This window comes from Streptomyces sp. TRM68416 (assembly GCF_014596915.1).
Classification (GTDB): Bacteria; Actinomycetota; Actinomycetes; order Streptomycetales; family Streptomycetaceae; genus Streptomyces.
In genome coordinates this window covers 30,378-52,460 of the sequence record NZ_JACVWU010000015.1, presented here as the reverse complement: position 1 = coordinate 52,460, position 22,083 = coordinate 30,378, and the positions used below count along the sequence as shown (strand labels likewise).

General features: G+C 72.5%; 18 protein-coding genes and 2 pseudogenes. 12 read left to right on the top strand and 8 right to left on the bottom strand.

The window, feature by feature from the left end; genetic code table 11:
• Window positions 1–4: 4 nt before the first annotated feature.
• Entirely contained in the window at window positions 5–1,561 is a 1,557-nt protein-coding gene (locus ICC28_RS23560; protein WP_188290678.1) for an alpha/beta hydrolase, read from the bottom strand.
• 198 nt (window positions 1,562–1,759) lie between these two features.
• On the bottom strand, window positions 1,760–2,797 hold the full coding sequence (locus tag ICC28_RS23555) for an Rv2578c family radical SAM protein (RefSeq protein WP_188290677.1): 1,038 nt from the start codon (window positions 2,795–2,797) through the stop codon (window positions 1,760–1,762).
• Window positions 2,798–2,932: 135 nt separating this feature from the next.
• On the opposite strand from ICC28_RS23555, the gene ICC28_RS23550 reads away from it, so the two are divergent.
• From ICC28_RS23550 to ICC28_RS23540, 3 genes are all read left to right on the top strand, one after another.
• On the top strand, window positions 2,933–3,376 hold the full coding sequence (locus tag ICC28_RS23550) for an SRPBCC family protein (RefSeq protein ID WP_188290676.1): 444 nt from the start codon (window positions 2,933–2,935) through the stop codon (window positions 3,374–3,376).
• A gap of 336 nt (window positions 3,377–3,712) precedes the next feature.
• A complete protein-coding gene (locus ICC28_RS23545; RefSeq protein WP_188290675.1) occupies window positions 3,713–6,190 on the top strand; it encodes a SpoIIE family protein phosphatase in 2,478 nt (825 codons plus the stop codon).
• A 157-nt stretch (window positions 6,191–6,347) separates the two neighbouring features.
• Entirely contained in the window at window positions 6,348–7,073 is a 726-nt protein-coding gene (locus ICC28_RS23540) for a class I SAM-dependent methyltransferase (RefSeq protein ID WP_188290674.1), read from the top strand.
• 19 nt (window positions 7,074–7,092) lie between these two features.
• Here the strand turns inward: ICC28_RS23540 and ICC28_RS23535 are convergent, their stop codons facing one another.
• The 4 genes from ICC28_RS23535 to ICC28_RS23520 form a co-directional block, all read right to left on the bottom strand.
• Window positions 7,093–9,657 carry an immunoglobulin domain-containing protein gene (locus tag ICC28_RS23535; RefSeq protein WP_188290673.1) on the bottom strand — a complete coding sequence of 855 codons (2,565 nt, stop codon included), beginning with the start codon at window positions 9,655–9,657 and terminating at the stop codon, window positions 7,093–7,095.
• Between the two features lie 92 nt (window positions 9,658–9,749).
• Window positions 9,750–10,289 carry a hypothetical protein gene (locus ICC28_RS23530; protein ID WP_188290672.1) on the bottom strand — a complete coding sequence of 180 codons (540 nt, stop codon included), beginning with the start codon at window positions 10,287–10,289 and terminating at the stop codon, window positions 9,750–9,752.
• A gap of 104 nt (window positions 10,290–10,393) precedes the next feature.
• A complete protein-coding gene (locus ICC28_RS23525) occupies window positions 10,394–11,269 on the bottom strand; it encodes an HtaA domain-containing protein (RefSeq protein WP_188290671.1) in 876 nt (291 codons plus the stop codon).
• Between the two features lie 34 nt (window positions 11,270–11,303).
• On the bottom strand, window positions 11,304–12,101 hold the full coding sequence (locus ICC28_RS23520; protein ID WP_223189325.1) for a hypothetical protein: 798 nt from the start codon (window positions 12,099–12,101) through the stop codon (window positions 11,304–11,306).
• Between the two features lie 112 nt (window positions 12,102–12,213).
• Here ICC28_RS23520 and ICC28_RS23515 point away from each other — a divergent pair, with 112 nt between their 5' ends.
• From ICC28_RS23515 to ICC28_RS23505, 3 genes are read left to right on the top strand one after another with little or no spacing between them, the layout of a single operon-like run.
• Window positions 12,214–13,236, top strand: a complete 1,023-nt coding sequence (locus ICC28_RS23515; protein ID WP_411158621.1) for a hemin ABC transporter substrate-binding protein — start codon at window positions 12,214–12,216, stop codon at window positions 13,234–13,236.
• 47 nt (window positions 13,237–13,283) lie between these two features.
• Window positions 13,284–14,117: a M55 family metallopeptidase gene (locus tag ICC28_RS23510; protein WP_188290668.1), complete on the top strand. Its 834-nt coding sequence runs from the start codon at window positions 13,284–13,286 to the stop codon at window positions 14,115–14,117.
• Window positions 14,110–15,414 carry a M20/M25/M40 family metallo-hydrolase gene (locus ICC28_RS23505; RefSeq protein WP_188290667.1) on the top strand — a complete coding sequence of 435 codons (1,305 nt, stop codon included), beginning with the start codon at window positions 14,110–14,112 and terminating at the stop codon, window positions 15,412–15,414. Before ICC28_RS23510 ends, ICC28_RS23505 begins: the two co-directional genes overlap by 8 nt.
• Window positions 15,415–15,417: 3 nt before the next feature.
• On the opposite strand, the pseudogene ICC28_RS41575 reads toward ICC28_RS23505, so the two are convergent.
• Window positions 15,418–15,477: pseudogene (locus ICC28_RS41575) on the bottom strand (hypothetical protein); the annotation flags it as partial.
• Here ICC28_RS41575 and ICC28_RS23500 point away from each other — a divergent pair.
• From ICC28_RS23500 to ICC28_RS23475, 6 genes and pseudogenes are all read left to right on the top strand, one after another.
• Window positions 15,468–17,378 (top strand): prolyl oligopeptidase family serine peptidase, encoded by a 1,911-nt coding sequence (locus ICC28_RS23500; protein WP_411158623.1) that lies wholly within the window; start codon window positions 15,468–15,470, stop codon window positions 17,376–17,378. The pseudogene ICC28_RS41575 and the gene ICC28_RS23500 sit on opposite strands and share 10 nt — an antisense overlap.
• Window positions 17,375–18,298: an LD-carboxypeptidase gene (locus tag ICC28_RS23495; protein WP_188290665.1), complete on the top strand. Its 924-nt coding sequence runs from the start codon at window positions 17,375–17,377 to the stop codon at window positions 18,296–18,298. The genes ICC28_RS23500 and ICC28_RS23495 overlap by 4 nt, the downstream gene beginning before the upstream one ends.
• Window positions 18,299–18,442: 144 nt before the next feature.
• The gene (locus ICC28_RS23490; protein WP_317454075.1) at window positions 18,443–20,215 is read left to right on the top strand and encodes a CocE/NonD family hydrolase; all 1,773 of its coding nucleotides are present in this window, start codon (window positions 18,443–18,445) and stop codon (window positions 20,213–20,215) included.
• Window positions 20,216–20,258: 43 nt separating this feature from the next.
• Window positions 20,259–20,501: a LapA family protein gene (locus ICC28_RS23485; RefSeq protein ID WP_188290664.1), complete on the top strand. Its 243-nt coding sequence runs from the start codon at window positions 20,259–20,261 to the stop codon at window positions 20,499–20,501.
• A 19-nt stretch (window positions 20,502–20,520) separates the two neighbouring features.
• A complete protein-coding gene (locus ICC28_RS23480; RefSeq protein WP_188290663.1) occupies window positions 20,521–21,075 on the top strand; it encodes a GNAT family N-acetyltransferase in 555 nt (184 codons plus the stop codon).
• 42 nt (window positions 21,076–21,117) lie between these two features.
• A pseudogene (locus tag ICC28_RS23475) lies at window positions 21,118–21,711 on the top strand (hypothetical protein).
• On the opposite strand, the gene ICC28_RS23470 reads toward ICC28_RS23475, so the two are convergent.
• Window positions 21,702–22,049 (bottom strand): VOC family protein, encoded by a 348-nt coding sequence (locus tag ICC28_RS23470; RefSeq protein WP_188290662.1) that lies wholly within the window; start codon window positions 22,047–22,049, stop codon window positions 21,702–21,704. The pseudogene ICC28_RS23475 and the gene ICC28_RS23470 sit on opposite strands and share 10 nt — an antisense overlap.
• Between the last annotated feature and the right edge of the window lie 34 nt (window positions 22,050–22,083).

Below are 22,083 nucleotides of genomic sequence, written 5' to 3'. Positions count from 1 at the left end.
AGCTTCAGCCGCGGAAGCCGAGCAGGCCGTGCAGGGTCGCGCCCCGCGAGGAGGACGAGGTCGCGGCGGGCGGCTCCGGGTCCGGCAGCGCGTCGCACACCGCGTCGACCTCGTCGTAGCCGCGCGGCACCGTGCCGTCGGTCAGATACGCCGCCAGGTGCTTGTCCAGGCAGTCGTTGCCGCTGAGCGTGATGCCGTGGTTCCCGCCGCCCTGCTCCACCACCAGGCTGGAGCGGTGCAGCAGATGATGGACGGTCACCGCGCCTTCGTACGGGGTGGCCGCGTCGCCGGTCGCCTGGAACAGCAGCACCGGCGGCAGCTTGCCGTTGGCCACGTTCACCGGCCGCAGGGACTCGGTCGGCCAGAATGCGCACGGCGCGTTGTACCAGGCGTTGTTCCAGGTCATGAACGGTGCCTTCTCGTGCACCGCCCAGTTGTCCTCGCGCCACTCGTCCCAGTCGCGCGGCCACGCGGCGTCACGGCACTCCACCGAGGTGTAGATGCTGTAGCCGTTGTCGCCCGAGGCGTCGACGGCGGCGAAGTTCTCGAACGCCTCGACCAGCGGATCGGCGTCCCGGTCGTTCACGTACGCGGCGAACGCCTCCGCCAGATAGGGCCAGTAGCCGTTGTAGTAGCCACCGGGCAGGAAGGTGTCCTCCAGCTCGGCGGCGCCCACCTTGCCGCCGGCCGGTGTCTTCGCCAGCGCGGCCCGCATGGCGTACCACTTGGCCTCGATCTTCTCCGGGTCGGTGCCCAGCTTGTAGGTGCCGTGGTACTTGGCGACCCACGTCATGAAGGCCCGGTGTCGGTCGTTGAAGGCGTAGTCCTGTGTCAGGTTGTTGTCGTACCAGACGCCGGTCGGGTCGACGACCGAGTCCAGGACCAGCCGCCGCACCCGCTCCGGGTAGAGCTTGGCGTAGACCGCGCCGAGGTAGGTGCCGTACGAATAACCGAAGTAATTGATCCGCTCGGCGCCGACCGCGTGACGGATCCGGTCCATGTCGCGCACGGCGCTGATCGTGTTGATGTACGGCAGCAGGTGCGCGTACTTGTCGCGGCAGGCCTTGGCGAAGGACTTGGCGCGGACCAGGTTGGCGCGCTCGATCGCCGGGGTGCTCGGGACGGAGTCGGGGCGCACCGGGTTGAAGTGGCCCGGCCTGCAGTCGAGGGCGGGCTTGCTCTTGCCGACGCCGCGCGGGTCGAAGCCGATCACGTCGTACTGCGCCGCGACGGCCTTGGGCAGGCTGGCCGCGACGTACCCGGCCAGGGTCAGTCCGCTGCCGCCGGGGCCGCCGGGGTTGACCAGCAGCGGGCCCTGGTACTTCTTCGCGGTGTGCGGGACGCGGGACAGGGCCAGCGTGATCTTCTGTCCGTGCGGGTTCGCGTGGTCGAGCGGGACCTTGAGGGACGCGCACTGGAGGGTCGGATAGGTGGTGGTGCCGCAGCTCTTCCAGGTGAGCTTCGGCGTCGATCCCGGTGCGCTCGCCTCGGCGGGCACGGCCGTGAACGACCCGGCGACGACGACGGCGGCACCGCACAGCACGGCTGCGCGCTTTCTCATGAAGTCCTCCCAGGACGGAGGGTTTCGGACCGCGAGGGTCACGGTCCCCGCCGCATCGTGCCGGAAAGGGCGCCTGGAAGAACGTGTTCTGACAATACTTGACCCGATTGGGCCGTCCGATGCGCTCGAACGCGCTCAGATCAAGGTGAGTCGCACTCGGATCAAGGTGAGTCGCACTCAGATCAACGTGAGGCGCACTCAGATCAACGTGAGTTGGGTCGGCCCGGACGGCATCGGCTCCTCCGGACCGGGAGGGCGGATCCGGCGCTGTGTCCCCGCGCGCGTGGGGCCGATGCCGTACTCCTCGGCCAGTTCGTGGACCTGACGGGTGATCCGGCGCTGGTACCACTTCGGGGCGTAGGCGCCGTCGGCGTACAGCCGCTCGTAGCGGCGCACCAGGTGTGGGTGGTGCTGTGCCAGCCAGGCCATGAACCACTCGCGGGCGCCGGGGCGCAGATGCAGCACGAGCGGGGTGACGGAGGTGGCGCCCGCGGCCGCGATCGCCCGCACGGTGGCCCGTAGTTGGGCCGGGTCGTCGCTCAGGAACGGGATCACCGGCGCCATCAGCACCCCGCACCCGATGCCGTGCTCGCCGAGCACCCGGACGACCTCCAGGCGGCGCTCGGGGGCGGGGGTGCCCGGCTCGACCGTGCGCCACAGCCCGGGGTCGAGGAAGCCGACCGAGACGGAGATGCCGACGTCCGTCACCTCCGCCGCCTGCTTCAACAGGTCCAGGTCGCGCAGGATCAGCGTGCCCTTCGTCAGGATCGAGAAGGGGTTCGCGTGGTCGCGCAGGGCGCTGATGATGCCCGGCATGAGCCGGTAGCGGCCCTCCGCGCGCTGGTAGCAGTCGACGTTCGTGCCCATCGCGATGTGCTCGCCGAGCCAGCGGCGCGAGCCGAGCTGCCGGCGCAGCAGCTCCGGGGCGTTCACCTTGACCACGATCTGGGAGTCGAAGCCGAGGCCGGTGTCGAGGTCGAGGTAGCTGTGGGTCTTGCGGGCAAAGCAGTACACACATGCGTGCGAGCAGCCGCGGTAGGGGTTGACCGTCCATTCGAACGGCATCCGGGAGGCTCCGGGCACCCGGTTGACGATCGAACGGGCCCGGATCTCGTGGAAGGTGATCCCGCGGAACTCGGGCGTGTCGAAGGTGCGGACGGTCACCGCGTCCGCGCCGAACAGCGCGGCGTCGGCCCGGCTGTGCTCGGACTGCGGGCTGAGGTTCTCCCAGCGCATGACACCTCCTCGGTAGCACTGGCCCCAACAATAGAACATATGTTCCCTTGATCGTGCGCCCTCGATTTGGGCGGCCGGGGACCGGGGTGGTTGGCTTGCCCCCATCCCCGAGCAACGAGGTCCTGGAGGAAGTCAATGGCGCAGGTCGAGGCCACTACGGAGCGGGTCGTCGCGGCGGACGCGGAGAAGGTGTTCGACGCCCTCGCCGACTACAGCGGCACCCGCCAGAAGGTGCTGCCCGAGCACTTCAGCGAGTACGAGGTGCGCGAGGGCGGCGACGGCGAGGGCACCCTCGTCCACTGGAAGCTCCAGGCCACCAGCAAGCGGGTGCGCGACTGCCTCCTGGAGGTCACCGAGCCCACCGACGGCGAGCTCGTCGAGAAGGACCGCAACTCCTCCATGGTCACCACCTGGCGGGTCACCCCGGCCGGCGAGGGCAGCTCCCGGGTCGTCGTGACCACCACCTGGCAGGGCGCCGGCGGCATCGGCGGCTTCTTCGAGAGGACCTTCGCGCCCAAGGGCCTCGCCCGGATCTACGACGCGTTGCTGGAGCGGCTCGCCACCGAGGTCGAGAAGTAAGTCCCCGGCGTCCGGCGGGCATTGAGCCCGCTCACCGGATCGAGTGGATCCCCGTGAGACGCGCCGGTCCGCCGTGACCCGTCGCGCTTGCCCGCGGTTGCCGCGCGACGCGGCAACGTGCGTGGCAGGCGCGGCCGAACTCTCCGGCGGCCGTACCGAACGCGATCTCCGACCGGGGCCCGAGGACCGAGGTTCACCACCGGCGCGCCGGGTGCGTGCGCCGGTGCGCTCCCCGTCACCAATTACCGGGTTGCCGCACATCACCACCGGATCCCGCCGTACGGTGGAGAGGGCGGCACAGATCTTGCCAAGCCGTGGGGAGAGAGGGTCTTGGCCATGGACCGTGGCATCGAGAGGGAGACGCCTTCCAGCCGCGGAGCTGGGAGCGGCACGACGGAACACGTCGCGGCCGGGCGCGTCCCGCTGGCCGTGGTCGTGGTCGACCGCGAGGGCCTGGTCTCGCACTGGAGCACCGGCGCGAGGCGGCTGTTCGGCGCCACCAAGGAGGAGGCGGTCGGCAGGCCCGCGGTGGATCTGCTGCCCGTCACCGGGGCCCTGCCCGAGCAGGACGACATCACCCCCTACGGGGCGTACGCCGCGTACGACGGGCTCGGGCCCGACCTGGAGTCGTCCCTCGACGGCCGGCACAACTTCCCCGCCGCGGGCCGCGCCCGCCTCACCGTGCCGGGCGCCGACCGCGCCGACGTCCTGTGGTGGGCGTACCCCCTGGTGGGCCCCGGACGCGAGCGCCTGCTGGTGCTCGCCGCCGACGCGGGCGCGCTGCGCCACCACCAGGAAGGGCCGGACGGGACGGACGGGACGGACCTGGGCTTCGAGCGGATCGCGCCCGGCTTCGCCCTGCACACCGACTTCCCCGGCGCGGAGGAACTCGCCCGCCGACTCCCCGAGATCCTGCCCAGCATGAGCGTCGGGGAGAGCGCCCGGATCGTCGCGCAGATCCTCGAACTGGGCTACCCCGTCCTGGAGTTCAGCCAGAACGCCAGGGTCCCCGTCACCCCGGACTGGGGCGTGCCGCGGCGCGCCGAGCGCAGGGCGCGGCGGGAGCGGGCCGCCCGCGCCGCCGCCCAGGGGCTGCCCGTGCCGCAGGACGCCGCCGACGAGGCCGAGGACCTGGAGTACGCCGCCGTCCGCGAGCGCCTGGAGTTCCTCAACGAGGTCAGCGGGCGCATCGGCACCTCCCTCGACCTGGCCAGGACCATCGTCGAGGTCAGCAGGGCCGTCGTACCGCGCTTCACCGACGTCGCCGGCACCTACCTGCGCGAACAGGTCGTCGCGGGCGAGGGGTTCCCCGAAGGCGTGCCGGACACGACCACCATGTGGCACCGGGTCGCCGTCGAGCACACCGACGAACCCGGCCGCTGGGACGACGTCGTGCCGGTCGGCGAGGCCATGCCCTTCCCGGCGCACACGCCGTTCTTCCAGTGCATGACCAGCGGCGAACCCGTCCTCGTGCCGCGCATCACCGAGGAGATGGGCCACGCCATCGCCTCGCAGTTCGAGAAGCGCGACATCCGGCCGCTGATCACCGGCCGCTCCATGCTGGTCGTGCCGCTGAAGGCCCGCAATGTGGTGCTCGGCTTCATGATCCTGCTGCGCCACCCCGAGCGGCCCGTCTTCAACGACATGGACCGCGTCACCGGCGCCGAACTCGCCGCCCGTGCCGGGCTCGTGCTCGACAACGCGCGCATGTACACCTTCCAGGAGAGCGTCGCCGAGACCCTCCAGGACAGCATGCTGCCGCACATCCCGCAGCGCATGGCCGGATGTGACATCGCCACCCGCTATCTGCCCGGCACCCTGCTCGGCCGCGTCGGCGGCGACTGGTTCGACTCCGTGAAACTGCCCGGCGCCCGCACCGCCCTCGTCGTCGGCGACGTCATGGGCCACGGCCTGAACTCCGCCGCCATGATGGGCCAGTTGCGTACGGCCGTACAGACCATGGCCGCCCTGGACCTGCCGCCCGCCCAACTCCTGCGCAACCTCGACGACCTCGCCCAGCGCCTCGGCGACACCTACCTCGCGACCTGCCTCTACGCCGTCTACGACCCGATCGCCGGCGAGCTGCACCTCGCCAACGCGGGCCACATTCCCCCGGTGTTGGTGCGGGCCGAGGACGGCCGCAGCGAACTGCTCGCCCTGCCCACCGGCGCGCCCATAGGAGTGGGCGGCGTGCCCTTCGAGGCGGTACGCGTACGCGTGGAGCCCGGAGACCGGCTCGTGATGTGCACCGACGGGCTGGTCGAGGTGCGCGGCGAGGACATCGGCGTGGGTCTGGCGACCCTGTGCGAGTCCGCCGCGCATCCCGCCGCGTCCATGGACGACGCCTGCGACACGATCATCCGCGCCCTCAACACTCGCGGCGGCCGCAAGGACGACGTCGCCCTGCTCATGGCCCGCCTCAACGGCGTCGAGCCCGCCGACGTCGCCGAATGGCGGCTCGCCCTCGCCCCCGCCGAGGTCGGCCGGGCCCGTGCGGTGGTCCGCGAGCAACTGCACGACTGGGGGCTCGCCCGCCTCGCCGACACCGCCGAGCTGCTCGTCGGCGAGCTCGTCACCAATGCCGTACGACATGCGCACGTTCGGCCCGTCGAACTGCGTCTGGTCCGTGGTGACACACTGCTGTGCGAGGTGGACGACGACGACCACGAGCTGCCGACCCTGCTGAGCGCCGGGCCCGGAGACGAGTTCGGGCGCGGTCTGCGCGTGGTGAGCACGCTGGCGCGCGAGTGGGGCACCAGCCGGACGAACGCCGGGAAGACCGTCTGGTTCGAGCTGACGCTGCCGCGCCGCTGACTGCCCGGAGGGGCGTGAGGGGCGCACGACGGCGTGCACCGGATCGTATGCGGAGTGAACGTCCGCACGACGTGCTTGTAGCCGCGCCCGGGGCACGATAGACCGTACGGGCCCGTCACTTCGCGACGGGCCGGCATCGCATCCTGGGGAGTTGGGCATGAGCGTGACGAGTCGGTACCGGGAGGCCTGGGAGGGCTTCTGGCGGGAGGCCCCCGAGGAAACGGGGGCGGTGTTCTGGGACGCCGAGCCGGCGCTGACCGTCGGCCTTCATCTCGCCCTGTTCGAACAGCACTTGACCAGCTCGGCGCTGCCGCTCGTGGACCTCGGCTGCGGCAACGGCACGCAGACCCGTTTCCTGGCCGACCGGTTCCCGCATGTCGTCGGCGTCGACCTGGCCGCCGCCGCGATCGACCACGCCCGCCGGTCGGACCCCGCGGGAGTGGCGACCTACCGGGTGTTCGACGGCGCGGAGAAGGACGAGGCGCAGACGCTGCACGCGGAGCTGGGCGACGCCAACGTCTATGTGCGGGGCGTCCTGCACCAGGTGGAGCCGGACTCCCGGCAGGCCCTGGTGGACGGCATCGCCACGCTCGCGGGTACCCGTGGCCGGGTGTTCCTGGTGGAGCTGTCCGCGGCGGCCAAGCCCGTCCTGATGGGCCTGGCGCAGCGCCCCGAGGGGCCGCCGGCGAAGCTCGCCAGCGTCTTCCGGCACGGCATCGCGCCCGGCGAGGTCAGCGACGACGCGGTCCCGGAGTACCTGGCGGCGGCCGGGCTCAGCGTCGTCGCCCGCGGTGAACTGCCGCTGGTCACCACGGAGTACGGCCCCGACGGGTCCCGGATCGAGCTGCCGTCGCACTGGGTGGTGGCGGGCCGGTCGGCGTGACGGCCCGCCACCCCGGCCGTCAGAGGGCGCGTCCGCGTCGGTAGGTGACCCAGCCGGCGGCCGTGAGAGCCGCCGCGAGCACGGCTGCGGAGACGACCGTGACGCCGGTGGAGGCGAGACTGCCGCCCGCCGTGGAGTTGTTCGTGGTACCGGTGCCGCCGGTGGTGGCTCCGGTACCCGTGCCGCCGGTGGTGCCGGTGCCGCCGCCCGTGCCGGACCCGCCCGTACCCGAACCGCCCGTGCCGTCACCGGTGTTGTCGTCGGGGTCGGTCTCCACCGGGTCCTGTCCGACGAAGCTCACGGGCACCTTGACGTCCTGCGAGCGGTCCCCGGACAGGGTGTGGTCGGCGCGGGTGGCCAGGACGCACATGGCCTTGAAGCAGTCGGTGAACTCGTCCTTGGCGTCGACGGTCAGCTCCACCTCGAAGGAGCCGTTCCTGCCGTAGGGGACCGCCAGGTCCTTCCCGTAGTCCGGCGGGTCGGAGGAGATCCACGCGGAGGAGTGCGACGCGCCGCTCATGTCGACGCCGCCGACGCAGGGAGTGGGAAGCTCGCCCTCGCCGTTGTCGACGCACAGGGCGACGTAGATGCCCTTGTCGGTGTCGTAGCCGGAGCCCGAGACCTTGAGGGTCTGGTTCTGGACGGCGAGGTTGTTGACCGGGGTGACGGTCAGCTTCTGGCCCTCGGGGCCGGTGACGGTCCTGGAGCCGGAGGGCTCGCCGGGCGTGTCCCCGCCCCCGCCGCCGTTGTCGCCCCCGCCGCCGGTCGCTCTGACCGTCAGGGTGATCGGCGAAGTGCGGGTGGTTCCGGCGGAGTTGGTGAACTCGGCGCGGTACCGGTAGCCGTCCTGCGCCGCCTTCGCGGTGAAGGCGTACGCGTTCTTCGTGGCGCCCTCGACCGTCGACCAGGTCTGGCCGCCGTCCGGGCTGACCTGCCAGCGCACGGCCGGCTGCGGAGTGCCCTCGGCCGCCGCGACGAACGTGACCTCGTCGCCCGGCGCCGCGCTGCGGTCGGTGGGGGACTGGGTGACCCTGGGGGACATCCGCAGGTCGTACTTGACGACCTTGCTCTCCGCCGCCTTGGTGACGTAGACGGACGTGCCGCCGGGGGCGACCGCGACACCCGCGTAGCCGCCCACCCGGACGCTGCCCGGCAGGGGGACGGCGTTCGCGGCCGGTTCGAGGGTGGTGCTGTCGAGGATCTGGAGGGAGCCGGTGTGGTCCGTGCCGCCGTCGGCGAGGTCCTCGCGCAGCACGAAGGCGCGCCCGGTGGCCCGGTCGAAGGCGGCGGCCATGGGCCGGTCCTCGCCCGTCAGGGTGGTCAGGGGCTTGGCGTCCTTGTCGAAGACCAGGACGGACGTGCCGCTGCCCACCCAGACGTTCCCGGTGGCGGGGTCCGGCTCGACGAAGGTGAGGACGTCGTCGCCGGGGAGTCCGGCCGTGGCGGTGACCTCGAAGGAGGCGGTGTCGACGCGGCGCAGCACGGTCCGGCCCTCGGCGGTGCCCACGGACCAGGCGGCGCCCCGGACGGCGTCCACGCCGAGTTCGCCGCCGCCCTCCACGGCGACGGTCCGCTGCACGGCGCCGGTGGTGAAGTCGACCCGGCGCAGCTCGCCGCCCGCCGCGACCAGGACGGTGGAGGTGTCGCCGTCCTGGCCGATGCCGGTGAACGTCGCGCCGTCGAACCAGACGCCCTGCGCGGCCGTGTCGCCGTCCCGTGCGGTGCCTATGCCGCGCAGCGGGTAGTGGAAGACGACGCCGTCGCCCGGGAGCGGGGCGGCGATCCGGCGGACCACACGGGCGGCCATGGCGCCGTTGAGGCCGGGCGCCCGGGCGATGTGGCTCAGCAGCCTGCCGTCCTTCGGGTCCAGGGCGTACAGACCCTGCTCGGCGATGTCCGCGGTGTCGGGGACGTTCTCCGAACCGACGTACAGCTTCCCGGAGTCGGGGTGCAGCAGGAGGTCCAGCGGGCGGCCGGCGGTGGTGAACTCGGCGGCCCGCACATAGCTGAGGGTGCCCGGCGGGACGTCCACACCGTCGCCGCCGTCTGCGTCACCCGGGTCCTGGCCCTTGAAGGCGAGGGGGATGCGGACGTCCTGGGAGCGGTCGCCGGCGGCGTTGTGGTCGACGCGGGTGACGACCGCGCAGGCGACTTCGAGGCAGTCGAGGCCGGCGTCCTTCGCCCTGACGCTCAGCGCGACGTCGAAGGTGCCGCCCTCGCCCCACCGCTCGGCGACGGTGCCCGCGCCCTCGTCGGAGGCGTCCCGCGGGATGATCCACTTCGAGGCGCCGCTGTCGCCGCTCTGGTCGGCGCCGCCCAGGCAGGGGCTGGGGACGCGGTTGTCGCCGTTGTCCTTGCAGACGGCGACGTAGATGCCCTTGGTGTCGTCGTAGCCGGAGCCGGTGACCCGGAGTGTCTCGCCGGCGGGGTCCAGGCCGGCGGAGGCGGAGACGGTGAGTCGCTGGCCGTTCTTGCCGAGCGCCGTCCTCGGGGTGTCGGCGGCCTGCGCGGACGCGCCGACGACGGCGGTCGCGGCCACCAGCGCGGCGGCGCCGGCGAGTGCCGCCGGGCGTCTGAGATGCATCGGGGTTCCTCACTTGTCGGGTGCGCCCGGCGCCCCCGGCCGGACCGAGGGGCCGGGCCCCCGGGTGGGGAGGGCCCGGCCCTGCCGGGTGGTTACTGGAAGTCGATCGGGACGTGCACGTCGTACTTGCGGTCGCCCGAGTCGAAGTGGTCGGCGCGGGTGACGACCGCGCACTCGACGTCCTGGCCGCAGACGCTGCCGTCGTCGAGGGCGGCCTTGACGTAGATGTTCACGTTGAAGGTGCCGCCGGTGCCGAACTTGGAGCTGTTGGCGAACATCCCGCCGAAGGTGTTGTTGACCCAGTGCGAGGCACCGGCGGAGCCGTCCTCGTCCTGGCCGCCCAGGCAGGGGGTCGGCTTGTTGGCGCCCTGGCCGCCCTCGACCACGCACAGGCCGACGTAGATGCCCTGGCCGGTGTTGAAGCCGGAGCCGGTGACGTTGATGACCTGGCCGCCCGCGGAGGCGGTGCCCGGGGCGGTCACCGACAGGTTGTAGGTGGTGCCGCCGTCCACGACCGTGCGGGTCGAGGTGGCGGCGGAGGCCGAGGTCGCGAGGGACAGGGTGAGGGCGGCGGAGGCGGCGAGGGCGAGGCCGGTGCGGGCGGCGGTGCGGGCGGACGGAACGACTCTCATGGGGAGAGACCTCTCTGGGGGAAGCCGATGCAGAACCCATTGGACTTAGGTAAGGCAAACCTAAATACGATTCCGGGTTGCTTGTCAATGCATGACGGCGAGGCTCAATGGCCTTTGTTTTCAAGGGACATGGGGGCATGCACGGTGAAACGCGCGGTGGCGTCGCGCTCTCCGGACACGCCGCGGAGCTCCACCGTGTGCTCACCCGCGGCGGCGGTGGCGTAGACGGGGAACGTCCGCGAGACCCTGCCCGCCCGGTCGGCCGTCACCTGGTAGCGGGTGTCCTGGTCGATGCTGACGAGCAGCACCTCGCCGGGCTCGAAACCCTCGCCGACGACGGTCTGTTCCGAGTCCGCGGACAGCGCGGGGGCGGCCACGGTGGCGGTGGGTTCGAGTGGCGGTGGCGGTGGCGGTGGTGGTGGTGGCGGGGTCGCCCTGGCCGGTTCGCCGCCCGTTCCCACGGTCACGGCCAGCCGTCCCAGTCCGTCGCCCTCGGCGAAGGCCGATCCGCTGTGCCGGGACAGCAGTTCGGCGCCCTCGTCCGTGAGGGAGGCCTCCAGGCCGGTCCAGGTCACCCCGCCCGCCCGGACGACGCTCGCGCCGGGTTTCACCTCGGCCAGGGCGAGTTCACGGGCCTGCCCCTCGACGGCCGTACGGGCGTGGAGGGCGCCCGAGTCGCCGTCCAGCCGCAGCCGCAGGCCGGCCAGGATCAGCGGCGGCGCGGTGCCGACGGACGGGACGAGCTGCGCCGTACCGCCCAACTCGAGGTCGGCGGCGCCCGTTTCGGGATCGGCGGAGCCGCCGGCGGCCGGGAACCAGGCCGGCGCCGTCGAGCCGCCGAGCGTGAGCTCTCCCGTGTCCAGGGTCCAGCTGACGTACCCGCCGGACACCTCCGTCTCCTGTGCTGCCGCGCTGCCCTGGCTCAGCAGGGCGAGCAGTACGCCGCCCGCCAGCACGGCGGCGCCGCGTCTCTTCGCCATCTTCAACTCTCCTTGTCTCCAACTCTCCTTGGAGTTACGGGGTCGATCGGGCGTCAGTGCCGTCGGCCCGGCGTCTGCGCGCCCAGGCCCACGTCCAGGCGCCGGCCGCGACCAGTGCCGCGGCGGTCAGCCCGACGGGCAGTGCGACGGAACCGGTGCTGGCCAGCGGGCCGCCGCTCACGGCGTCGTCCGCGCCGGAGCCGGTCGTGGTCGCGGGTGTGCTCACGGACGAGGTCGGCACGGCCGACGGCGTCCCGGTGCCGCCGCCCCCCGTGTCCGTGCTGCCGCCACTGCCGCCGTTGCCCCCGAAGGACACCGGGACGCGCACCGTCTGGCTCTGGTCGCCGCCGCGTGTGTGGTCGTTGCGGGTGATCACGGCGCACTGCACGCCGGACGCGGTGCAGTCGGTGTTCGCGTCCTTGGCGCGCACCTTGACCCGCACGCGGAACGAGCCCTGATGGCCGCTGCCCTCGTAGGGTTCGGCCAGGCCCTCGCCGTAGGACGGCGGGTTGGAGGAGACCCACACCGACGCGCCGGACTCGCCCGACATGTCGACACCGCCCACACAGGGCGTCGGGGTCCTGCCCGGGCCGTTGTCCACGCAGAAGGCGACGTAGATGCCCTTCTCGGTGTTGTAGCCCGAGCCGGACACGGTCACCGTCTCGCCCGCCGCGTCCAGGCCGGAGGCCTTCGAGACGGTGAGCTTCTGGCCCTCCGGGCCCGTCGCGGAGCTGCCCGCGGCGGCCGCCGGAGAGGCCGCCGGAAGGGCGAGGACAGCCAGGGCTACCGGGGCCGCCCATGCGGTCCTCCGGGCAACTCCCGTGCAACGCAAGCCACTTGGTGAAAACACGGCACACCCCCACCACGAGTTAATAAGGTAAACCTAACCTAAGCTACTGATCAACCATGGGCACAACGGGAGACTGGAAGGCCGCACGATGAGAATGTCCGGAAGACTCGCCCCCCTCGCTGTGGTGCTGGCGCTGCTGACGGGCGCCTGCACCGCGGGCGCCACCGAATCCGGGGGAGCGGCGGGCCCCTCCCCGGCCTCCGCGAGCGCGCGGGCCGCCGCGGCCGAGAAGCAGTTGGCGAAGAACACCCTCGTCCCGCTGGAGGGCGCGCCGCCCACACCGGAACTGCCGGTCACCGTCGACTCCGCCGACGGACGGAAGGTGACCGTGCGGGACGCCTCGCGCATCCTGCCGCTCAACGGCGGGGTCGCGGAGATCGTGTTCACCCTCGGCCTCGGTGACCGCGTCGTGGGCCGTGACATCACCGCCACCTTCGCGGAGGCCAAGGGCCTGCCGCAGGTCACCAAGGCGCACGACGTGAGCGCCGAGAGCGTGCTGTCGCTGGAGCCGACCGTGGTGCTCGCCGACACCGACACCGGTCCGAGCGAGGCCGTCGAGCAGATCCGGGACGCCGGCGTGCCCGTCGTCGTCCTCGATCCCGCCACCGAACTCGCCGACGTCACCACCCGCACCACCCGTGTCGCCGAGGCCCTCGGCGTGCCCGAGGCGGGCAAGAGGCTCAACGCCCGCATGGAGACCGAACTCGCTGCCGCCCGCGCCGCCGTGCCCGAGGGCAGCAGGCCCAAGGTGGCCTTCCTCTACCTGCGCGGCAGCGCGGCCGTCTACCTGATCGGCGGCAAGGGCTCGGGCGCCGACTCCCTCGTCGAGGCCGCGGGTGCGGTCGACGCGGGCCGGGAGGCCGGGTTCGACAGGCCGTTCACGCCCATCACCAGCGAGGCCCTCGTCAAGGCGCAGCCGGACGTGATCCTCATGATGACCAAGGGTCTGGAGTCCGTCGGCGGCATCGACGGCCTCGTCCGGATCCCCGGCATCGGCCAGACACCGGCCGGCCTGGACCGCCGCGTCGTCGATCTGGAGGACGGCGTGCTGCTCGGGTACGGTCCCCGCACCCCGCTGGTCATCGACATCCTGGTGGACCGGCTGCACACGATCTGAGGGGGCTTCCTGGCCGGGCCCGCCCGTGGCGCGTAACGTGACACGTCATGAAGATCCTCATCAGCGCCGACATGGAAGGCGCCACGGGGGTGACCTGGCCTGCCGACGTGCTGCCCGGAACCCCGCAGTGGGAGCGTTGCCGTTCGATGTTCACCTCGGACGTCAACGCCGCCGTCCTGGGCTTCTACGACGGCGGCGCCGACGAGGTGCTCATCAACGAGGCGCACTGGACCATGCGCAACCTCCTCCTCGAACGCCTCGACGAGCGGGCGGAGATGCTCACCGGGCGGCACAAGGCGCTGTCCATGGTGGAGGGCGTGCAGCACGGGGACGTCGACGGCATCGCCTTCGTCGGCTACCACGCGGGCGCCGGCATGGAGGGCGTCCTCGCCCACACCTACCTCGCCAACTCCATCACCGGGGTCTGGCTGAACGACGTACGGGCCAGTGAGGGGCTGCTCAACGCGCATGTCGTCGCCGAGTACGGAGTGCCGGTCGTGCTCGTCACCGGCGACGACGTGGCCTGCGAGGACGCGCTCGGCTACGCGCCCGAGGCGCCCAAGGTCGCCGTCAAGGACCACGTCTCGCGGTACGCGGCGGTCTGCCGGACGCCGAACCGGACCTTCTCCGACATCCGGGCCGCCGCCAAGGAGGCCGCCGCCCTGGCGGTCCGGCACGAACCCGTGCGCGGCGGCCCGTTCACCGTCGCCGTGGAGTTCGACGCCGAGCACCTGTCGATGGCCGCGACCGTCGTCCCCGGAGTGGAGCGCGTCGGGGAGCGGAAAGTGGTGTACACGAGCGGGACCATGTACGAGGCAATCCGCACCTTCAAGGCGGTCACCACGATCGTCGCGGCCGCGGTGGAGGAACAGTATGGCTGACCGGCAGGCGTTGGACGAGGTGGTCACCTTCACCTCGGACCTCATCCGCATCGACACCACCAACCGCGGCGGCGGCGACTGCCGGGAGCGGCCCGCGGCGGAGTACGCCGCCGCCCGGCTGGCCGAGGCGGGCCTGACGCCCACCCTCCTGGAGCGCACCCCGGGACGCACCAACGTCGTCGCGCGGATCGAGGGCACCGACCCCTCCGCGGACGCGCTGCTCCTGCACGGTCACCTCGACGTGGTGCCCGCCGAGGCCGCCGACTGGAGCGTGCACCCCTTCTCCGGTGAGATCCGGGACGGGGTGGTCTGGGGGCGCGGGGCCGTCGACATGAAGAACATGGACGCGATGATCCTCGCCGTGGTACGCGCCTGGGCCCGCCAGGGCGTGCGGCCCCGGCGCGATGTGGTGATCGCGTTCACGGCCGACGAGGAGGCCAGCGCCGAGGACGGCTCCGGGTTCCTCGCCGACCGGCACGCCGACCTGTTCGAGGGCTGCACCGAGGGCGTCAGCGAGTCCGGGGCCTTCACCTTCCACGACGGCACCGGTCGGCAGATCTACCCCGTCGCCGCCGGGGAGCGGGGCACCGGCTGGCTGAAGCTCACCGCGCGCGGGCGGGCCGGACACGGCTCCAAGGTCAACCGGGACAACGCGGTGACCCGGCTCGCCGCCGCCGTCGCCCGGATCGGCGCCCACGAGTGGCCGCTGCGGCTGACCCCGACCGTACGGGCGGCCCTGACCGAACTCGCCGCCCTGTACGGCTTCGAGGCCGACCTCGACGACGTGGACGCGACGCTGGAGAAGCTCGGCCCGGCCGCCAGGCTGGTCGAGGCGACCGTCCGCAACAGCGCCAACCCGACCATGCTGGACGCCGGTTACAAGGTGAACGTGATCCCGGGCGAGGCCGTGGCGTATGTCGACGGCCGCTATCTGCCGGGCGGCGAGGACGAGTTCCGCACGACCCTTGACCGGCTCACCGGACCTGACGTGGAGTGGGAGTTCGACCATCACGAGGTGGCCCTCCAGGCGCCGGTCGACTCGCCGACGTTCGCGCGGATGCGGGCCGCCGTCGAGGAGTTCGCGCCGGAGGGGCATGTCGTGCCGTACTGCATGTCCGGCGGCACGGACGCCAAGCAGTTCTCGCGCCTCGGCATCACCGGGTACGGATTCGCACCGCTGAAGCTGCCGGAGGGCTTCGACTACCAGGCCCTGTTCCACGGCGTCGACGAACGGGTCCCCGTCGAGGCGCTCCACTTCGGCGTACGGGTCCTGGACCGGTTCCTGCGGACGGCCTAGGCAAGTTGGGGGAGAACGTGCAGACACTGCCGTACGGTTCCTGGCCCTCGCCCATCGACGCCGCGCTCGCCGCCGCGCACGACGGGCACCCCGAGTACCTGGGGTTCGTGGGCGCGGAGGTGTGGTGGACCGAGCCACGGCCCACCGAGGGCGGCCGGCGCACCCTGGTCCGGCGGGGCGCCGAAGGCATCGCCGAGTCGGTGCTGGACGCCCCCTGGAACGTGCGCAGCCGGGTCATCGAGTACGGCGGACACCCCTGGGCGGGAGCCGTCGTGGACGGCGAACCGCTCGTGGTGTTCGCGCACTTCGCCGACCAGCGGCTGTACCGGTTCACCCCCGGCGCCGAACCGCGCCCCCTCACCCCTGTCTCCCCGGTGGGCGGCGGACTGCGCTGGGCCGACCCGCAGTTGGTCCTGGACCGCGGTGAAGTGTGGTGCGTGCTGGAGGAGTTCACCGGCGACGGCCCCACCGACGTGCGGCGCGTCCTGGCCGCCGTACCGCTGGACGGGTCGGCCGCGCAGGACCGGGAGGCCGTACGCGAACTCACCGACGACTCCCGGCGGTTCCTCACCGGGCCCCGGCTGTCGCCCGACGGGCGGCGCGCCGCCTGGCTCGCCTGGGACCATCCGCGCATGCCGTGGGACGGCACCGAGCTGGTCGTCGCGGACGTCGGGGACGTGCTGTCCGGCGGGCGGACCGTGGCCGGCGGCCCCGAGGAGTCGGTCGCCCAGGCCGACTGGGCGCCCGACGGCTCCCTGCTGTACGCGAGCGACCGCACCGGCTGGTGGAACCTCTACCGCGACGGGGAACCGCTGTGCCCGCGCGAGGAGGAGTTCGGCGGGCCGCTGTGGAAGCTCGGCCACCGCTGGTTCGCGCCGCTGGACAGCGGTCTCGTGGCCGTCGTGCACGGCCGCGGCGCCACCGCGCTCGGCATACTGGACCCCGAGACCGGCGAGGTCGTCGACGCGGCCGGACCCTGGACCGAGTTCGAGCCCACCCTCGCGGTGCACGGCGAGCGGGTGGTGGGCGTCGGGGCCAGCCCGCGCAGCGCCCACGAGGTGGTCGAGCTGGACACCCGGACCGGCCGGGCCCGCGTGATCGGCGCCGGGCACGACGACCCGGTGGACCCCGCCTACTACCCCGAGCCGCAGATCCGCACCTTCGGCGGACCGGACGGACGCGAGATCCACGCGCACGTCTACCCGCCCCACCACCCCCGCTGCGTCGCCCCCGGCGACCACCCCGCGCCCTACGTCGTCTGGGCGCACGGCGGCCCCACCGGGCGCGCGCCCCTGGTGCTGGACCTGACGATCGCCTACTTCACCTCACGGGGCATCGGCGTCGCCGAGGTCAACTACGGCGGCTCCACCGGATACGGCCGCGCGTACCGCAACCGGCTGCGCGAACAGTGGGGCGTGGTCGACGTGGAGGACTGCGCGGCCGTGGCGCTGGCCCTCGCCGAGGAGGGCACCGCCGACCGCGACCGGCTCGCCGTGCGCGGCGGCAGCGCGGGCGGCTGGACCGCGGCCGCCTCGCTCGCCACCACCGACGTCTACGCCTGCGGCACGATCATCTACCCCGTCCTGGACCTCGCCGCCTGGGCGGACGGCGAGACCCACGACTTCGAGTCGCAGTACCTGGAGACCCTGGTCGGGCCGCGCGCCGAGGTGCCCGCGCGGTACGCGGAGCGGTCGCCGAGCGAGCACGCCGACCGGGTCACCGCGCCGTTCCTGCTGCTCCAGGGCCTGGACGACGTGGTCTGCCCGCCCGCCCAGTGCGAGCGGTTCCTGGCCCGCATGGCGGGGCGGCGGGTACCGCACGCGTACATCGCCTTCGAGGGGGAGGGGCACGGCTTCCGGCGGGCCGAGACGATGGTGCGCGCGCTGGAGTCCGAGCTGTCGCTCTATGCTCAGGTGTTCGGGCTCAACCCGCCCGGCATCCCGACCCTGGAGCTCGCCAAGTGAGGCAACTCGCCCGTCCGCACCGGCTCGCCCCCGGCGCCCGCGTCGCTGTCGTCGCGCCCAGCGGCCCCGTGCCGGAGGAGCGGCTCCAGGCCGGTCTCGACGTGCTGCGCGGCTGGGACCTCGACCCGGTCGTGGCCCCCCACGTGCTGGACCGGCACACCGCGTTCGACTACCTCGCCGGGACCGACGCCGACCGGGCCGCCGACCTCCAGCACGCCTGGTGCGACCCGTCCGTCGACGCGGTGATCTGCGCCCGCGGCGGCTACGGCGTGCAGCGGATGGCCGACCTCCTCGACTGGGAGGCGATGCGCGCGGCCGGACCGAAGGTCTTCGTGGGCTTCAGCGACATCACCGCGCTGCACGAGGCGTTCGCGCGCCGGCTGGGCCTGGCCACCCTGCACGGCCCGATGGCCGCGGGCATCGACTTCCTCAAGAACGCGCGGGCCCAGGAGCATCTGAAGGCCACCCTCTTCGCACCCGAGAGCGTCCGGACGATCACCTCCGGCGGCCGCGCCCTGGTGCCCGGCCGCGCCCGCGGGGTCACCCTGGGCGGCTGTCTGTGCCTGCTCGCCGCCGAGTTGGGCACCCCGTACGCCCGTCCGTCCGCGGCGAGCGGGCTGCTGTGCCTGGAGGACGTGGGGGAGGAGACGTACCGCCTGGACCGCTACCTCACCCAACTGCTGCGCTCCGGCTGGCTCGACGGCATACGCGGGGTGCTGCTCGGCTCGTGGCAGGACTGCGATTCCTACGACCGGGTGCGCACGCTGCTCCTGGACCGGCTCGGCGGGCTCGGCGTGCCGATGGCGGAGGAGTTCGGGTTCGGGCACTGCGAAGGGGCGCTGACCATCCCCTTCGGCGTGGCGGCCGAACTGGACGCGGAGGCGGGCACGTTGACGCTGGACGAGCCGGCACTGCGCTGAACGGCTGAACTGAATTTTCGTCAAGAAACCCCCTTCCCGCTGATTGACCCTGGCATGACACGTGTCACACCATGACTACCGGCCAGTACCAACTGGTCGGTAGGCGGGGCCGTCCCCGTGTGGGTCCTCACTGTGGAGGTCTTCGTGTCCCGACGCGTGCCCGGATTCCGAGCCCCGCTCGCTGTCCTCCTCGGCGCCGCGCTCAGCGCACCGCTGGCGCTCACCGCACCGGCCGCCACCGCGACCGGCCAGTACACCGTCACCGCCCTGAAGTTCACCGTCCGGGCGGGCGACCGCACCTGCGCCGTCGACGCCGACCTCTACCGGCCCACCGGCGTCGACCGCGAGCACCCCGCACCCGCCGTGCTCGCCACCAACGGCTTCGGCGGCAGCAAGTCCGACGGCTCCACCGACGCCATCGGCAAGGCCTTCGCCCAGCGCGGATACGTCTCGCTCGTCTACTCCGGACTCGGCTTCGGCCGCTCCGGCTGCCTCATCTCCCTGGACGACCCGGCGATCGACGGAGCCGCGGCCTCCCAGCTCGTCGACTTCCTCGGCGGCAAGCGCTCCGCCGACGACGGCACCACCGCCGACTTCGTCACCCTCGACGCCGCCGGCGACCCGCGCCTCGGCATGATCGGCGGCTCCTACGGCGGCGCCGTCCAGCTCGCCACGGCGGCTGTCGACCCACGCGTCGACGCCCTCGTACCGATGATCACCTGGCACGACCTGGCCTACTCCCTCGACCCCAACAACGCCGTCGGCGCCGACGGCGTGCCCGGCGCCTTCAAATGGCAGTGGGCCAACGGCTTCTACCTCATCGGCGAGGGCCAGACCCTGCTGGCGCCCGGCCTCGACCCCTCCCGCATCAACTCCCTCGCCTGCCTGCACTTCGTCTCCCCGGCCTGCGACACCGTCCGCACCCTCAACTCCGGCCGCTACCCGGCCGAGGAGACCGCACGGCTGCTCGCCTACGCGCGCAGCGTCTCGCCGGTGTCGTACCTGAGCCGCGTCAAGGCACCCACGCTCCTCGTCCAGGGCCAGGCCGACAGCCTGTTCAACCTCAACGAGGCGACGGCCACGTACAAGACGCTCAAGGCGCAGGGCACCCCCACCAAGATGATCTGGCAGTCCTGGGGGCACAGCGGCGGCCAGGTTGCCGGTGAACTCAGCCTCGGCCAGGGCAATGTGGAGACCAGCTACGTCGGCCGGCGCATCCTCGCCTGGTTCGACCGCTACCTGGGCAAGAAGAACGTCGACACGGGCCCGGCCTTCGCGTACTACCGCGACTGGACCGACGACCCGGCGTCCGCCTACGCCACCGCCGACCGGCTCCCCGCCCTCAGCCGGAAGCTCTACCTCTCCGGCGACGGCAAACTCGTCGACAACCGCAGCAAGGTCGCGCGCGGCAGCCGCACCTACACCAACTGGCTGATCCCGACCAGCCACTCGGAGAGCTCCCTGGCCGGGATGATCGGACTGCCCGATCCGGCGCCGTACGACACCAAGGGCACCTACCTCGGCTGGACCAGTGAGCCCCTCGCCCGCGCCACCGACGTCGTGGGCGCGCCCCGGGCCACCCTGAAGGTCGTGTCCCCGAAGGCGGAGCGCACCCAGAACTCGGGCGACGCCGCCGACCGCCTGGTCCTCTTCGCCAAGCTCTACGACATCGCCCCCGACGGCAGCAGGACGCTCGTGCACCGGCTGGTCGCGCCCGTCCGCGTGCCCGACGTGACCAAGAGCTTCACCGTGACCCTGCCGGGCATCGTCCACCGGTACGAGAAGGGCCACCGCCTGCGGTTCGTGGTCGCCGCCAGTGACGACGCCTACTTCGGCAACCGGGGGATCAAGCCGGTCACCGTGGTCAGCGCGCCCGAGGACACCGGCGTGCTCCGGCTGCCGGTCGTCGGCGGGTGAGCCTCACCGTGCGTGATCGCGGATTCGGGCGCACCCTGGAGCCATGAGTCCGAAGACCTCCGAGAGCCGCGGCAAGGCCGGCGGGCGGACGTCGGCGTTCACGCCCGCCCGGATCGGCGTGCTGCTGCTGGCCGTCCTCGCCCTGATCTTCATCTTCGAGAACACCCGCGACACCAAGATCCGGCTGCTGATCCCCGAGGTGACCCTGCCCCTGTGGATGGCCCTGCTGGCCACGGCCCTGGTCGGGGCGGTGTGCGGGGCGTACTTCATGAAGCGGCGCAACTGACCGGCCGTACGCTGTCCGGATGCCGCACATACCGTCCCGCTACCTCGCCGAAGGCCCCCGCGTGGGCATCCGCCCCTTCACCCACGACGACGCCGCCGAGTTCACCGCCCGCGCGCGGGAGAGCAAGGAGCTGCACCAGCCGTGGCTGTACCCGCCGGACAGCGCGCCGGCCTACGCCGACTACGCGGGGCGGCTGATCGAGGACCCGACCAAGGCCGGGTTCCTGGTGTGCGAGAAGGGGGACGGCGGGTCCCTCGCCGGGTTCATCAACATCAACAACATCGTCGAGGGCGCGTTCCGGTGCGGAGCCCTGGGCTACGGCGCCTTCGCGCACGCCGCCGGGCGGGGGCTCATGCGCGAGGGACTGAACCTCGTCGTGGACCACGCGTTCGGCCCGATGCGGCTGCACCGGCTGGAGATCAACGTGCAGCCCGCCAACTCCGCCTCGATCGCCCTCGCCCGCTCCTGCGGATTCCGTCTGGAGGGCTTCTCGCCCAACATGCTCTACATCGGCGGCGCCTGGCGCGACCACGAACGCTGGGCGCTCACCACCGAGATGCGCAGGCCCGGCTGATTTCCGTTGAGGTCCGGGCTCCCGGTCGGCCAGATGAACCGCATGCGGACCAACGTGGTGCTCGACGCCCCCTCCAACCTGGGCCCGCGCCCGCCCGCCCCCGGCTGCTACAAGCTCGCCGGCGCCCTGCGTGAGCAGCGGATCGTCCAGAGGCTGCGGGCGCTGGAGGGCGGGGTCGTGGTGCCGCCGCGGTACGACCGGGGGAGCGGCAGGACGGCGACGGGGTCTTCAACGCCGTAGCCCTCGCCGCCTACACGCACAAGCTCGCCGACCGGATCGAACGGCATGTGCGGGCCGGGGAGTTCCCCGTCGTCATCGTCGGCGAGCTGCGCGAATGGGGCGCCGACACCCTCGCCCGCGCCACCGCGGACACCTTCGCGCATCCGGAAGTGGCCTGATTCCGGGTCCACTTGGACGCGGGCGTCCTCGACCCGAGCGTCATGCCGGCCGTCGACAGCCCCAACCCGGACGGCTGCTCCGCGACGAACTCGTCGAACTGCTCCGGCCGTTGCTCGCCTCACCGCACTGCGTCGGCCTCAACTCACCATCCACGACCCCGACCTCGACCTCGACCCGGAGGGCACGGCGGGAACGCTGCTGACCGACGTCGTGGTGGCGCCCCTCGGTCAGGCCTGACGGTCCACGTACTCGTAGATGGCGCCGTCCGGATGCATCGCGATCAGGTTGCGGCCCGCCGGGGTGGGAACCGGGCCCGCGATCACCCGCGCGCCCAGCTCGGTGAGCACCCGGCAGGTCTCCTCGACGTCCTTGACGGCGATCGTCGCGGCGACCTTGCGCAGCACCTCCAGCTCCGCCTCCGGGCCGCTCATCAGCAGGAAGCAGCCGACGGCCGCCACCTGCACACCGCCGCGCTCGAAGCGCAGGGCCGGGCCGCCCGCCAGCCGTTCGTAGAACGGGACGGCGGCTTCCAGGTCGTCGACGCAGACGCGCAGCGTGGCTCCCAGAATCTCCATGTGTCCGAGCCTAGTAGGGGCAGAGAGGGCGGGG

Coding starts and splice junctions, on each gene's coding strand:
- ICC28_RS23515 (WP_411158621.1), top strand. CDS start 12,214: ATGTCCGGAAGACTCGCCCCCCTCGCTGTGGTGCTGGCGCTGCTGACG.
- ICC28_RS23560 (WP_188290678.1), bottom strand. CDS start 1,561: ATGAGAAAGCGCGCAGCCGTGCTGTGCGGTGCCGCCGTCGTCGTCGCC.
- ICC28_RS23530 (WP_188290672.1), bottom strand. CDS start 10,289: ATGAGAGTCGTTCCGTCCGCCCGCACCGCCGCCCGCACCGGCCTCGCC.
- ICC28_RS23505 (WP_188290667.1), top strand. CDS start 14,110: ATGGCTGACCGGCAGGCGTTGGACGAGGTGGTCACCTTCACCTCGGAC.
- ICC28_RS23470 (WP_188290662.1), bottom strand. CDS start 22,049: ATGGAGATTCTGGGAGCCACGCTGCGCGTCTGCGTCGACGACCTGGAA.
- ICC28_RS23485 (WP_188290664.1), top strand. CDS start 20,259: ATGAGTCCGAAGACCTCCGAGAGCCGCGGCAAGGCCGGCGGGCGGACG.
- ICC28_RS23555 (WP_188290677.1), bottom strand. CDS start 2,797: ATGCGCTGGGAGAACCTCAGCCCGCAGTCCGAGCACAGCCGGGCCGAC.
- ICC28_RS23525 (WP_188290671.1), bottom strand. CDS start 11,269: ATGGCGAAGAGACGCGGCGCCGCCGTGCTGGCGGGCGGCGTACTGCTC.
- ICC28_RS23545 (WP_188290675.1), top strand. CDS start 3,713: ATGGACCGTGGCATCGAGAGGGAGACGCCTTCCAGCCGCGGAGCTGGG.
- ICC28_RS23535 (WP_188290673.1), bottom strand. CDS start 9,657: ATGCATCTCAGACGCCCGGCGGCACTCGCCGGCGCCGCCGCGCTGGTG.
- ICC28_RS23540 (WP_188290674.1), top strand. CDS start 6,348: ATGAGCGTGACGAGTCGGTACCGGGAGGCCTGGGAGGGCTTCTGGCGG.
- ICC28_RS23550 (WP_188290676.1), top strand. CDS start 2,933: ATGGCGCAGGTCGAGGCCACTACGGAGCGGGTCGTCGCGGCGGACGCG.
- ICC28_RS23480 (WP_188290663.1), top strand. CDS start 20,521: ATGCCGCACATACCGTCCCGCTACCTCGCCGAAGGCCCCCGCGTGGGC.
- ICC28_RS23510 (WP_188290668.1), top strand. CDS start 13,284: ATGAAGATCCTCATCAGCGCCGACATGGAAGGCGCCACGGGGGTGACC.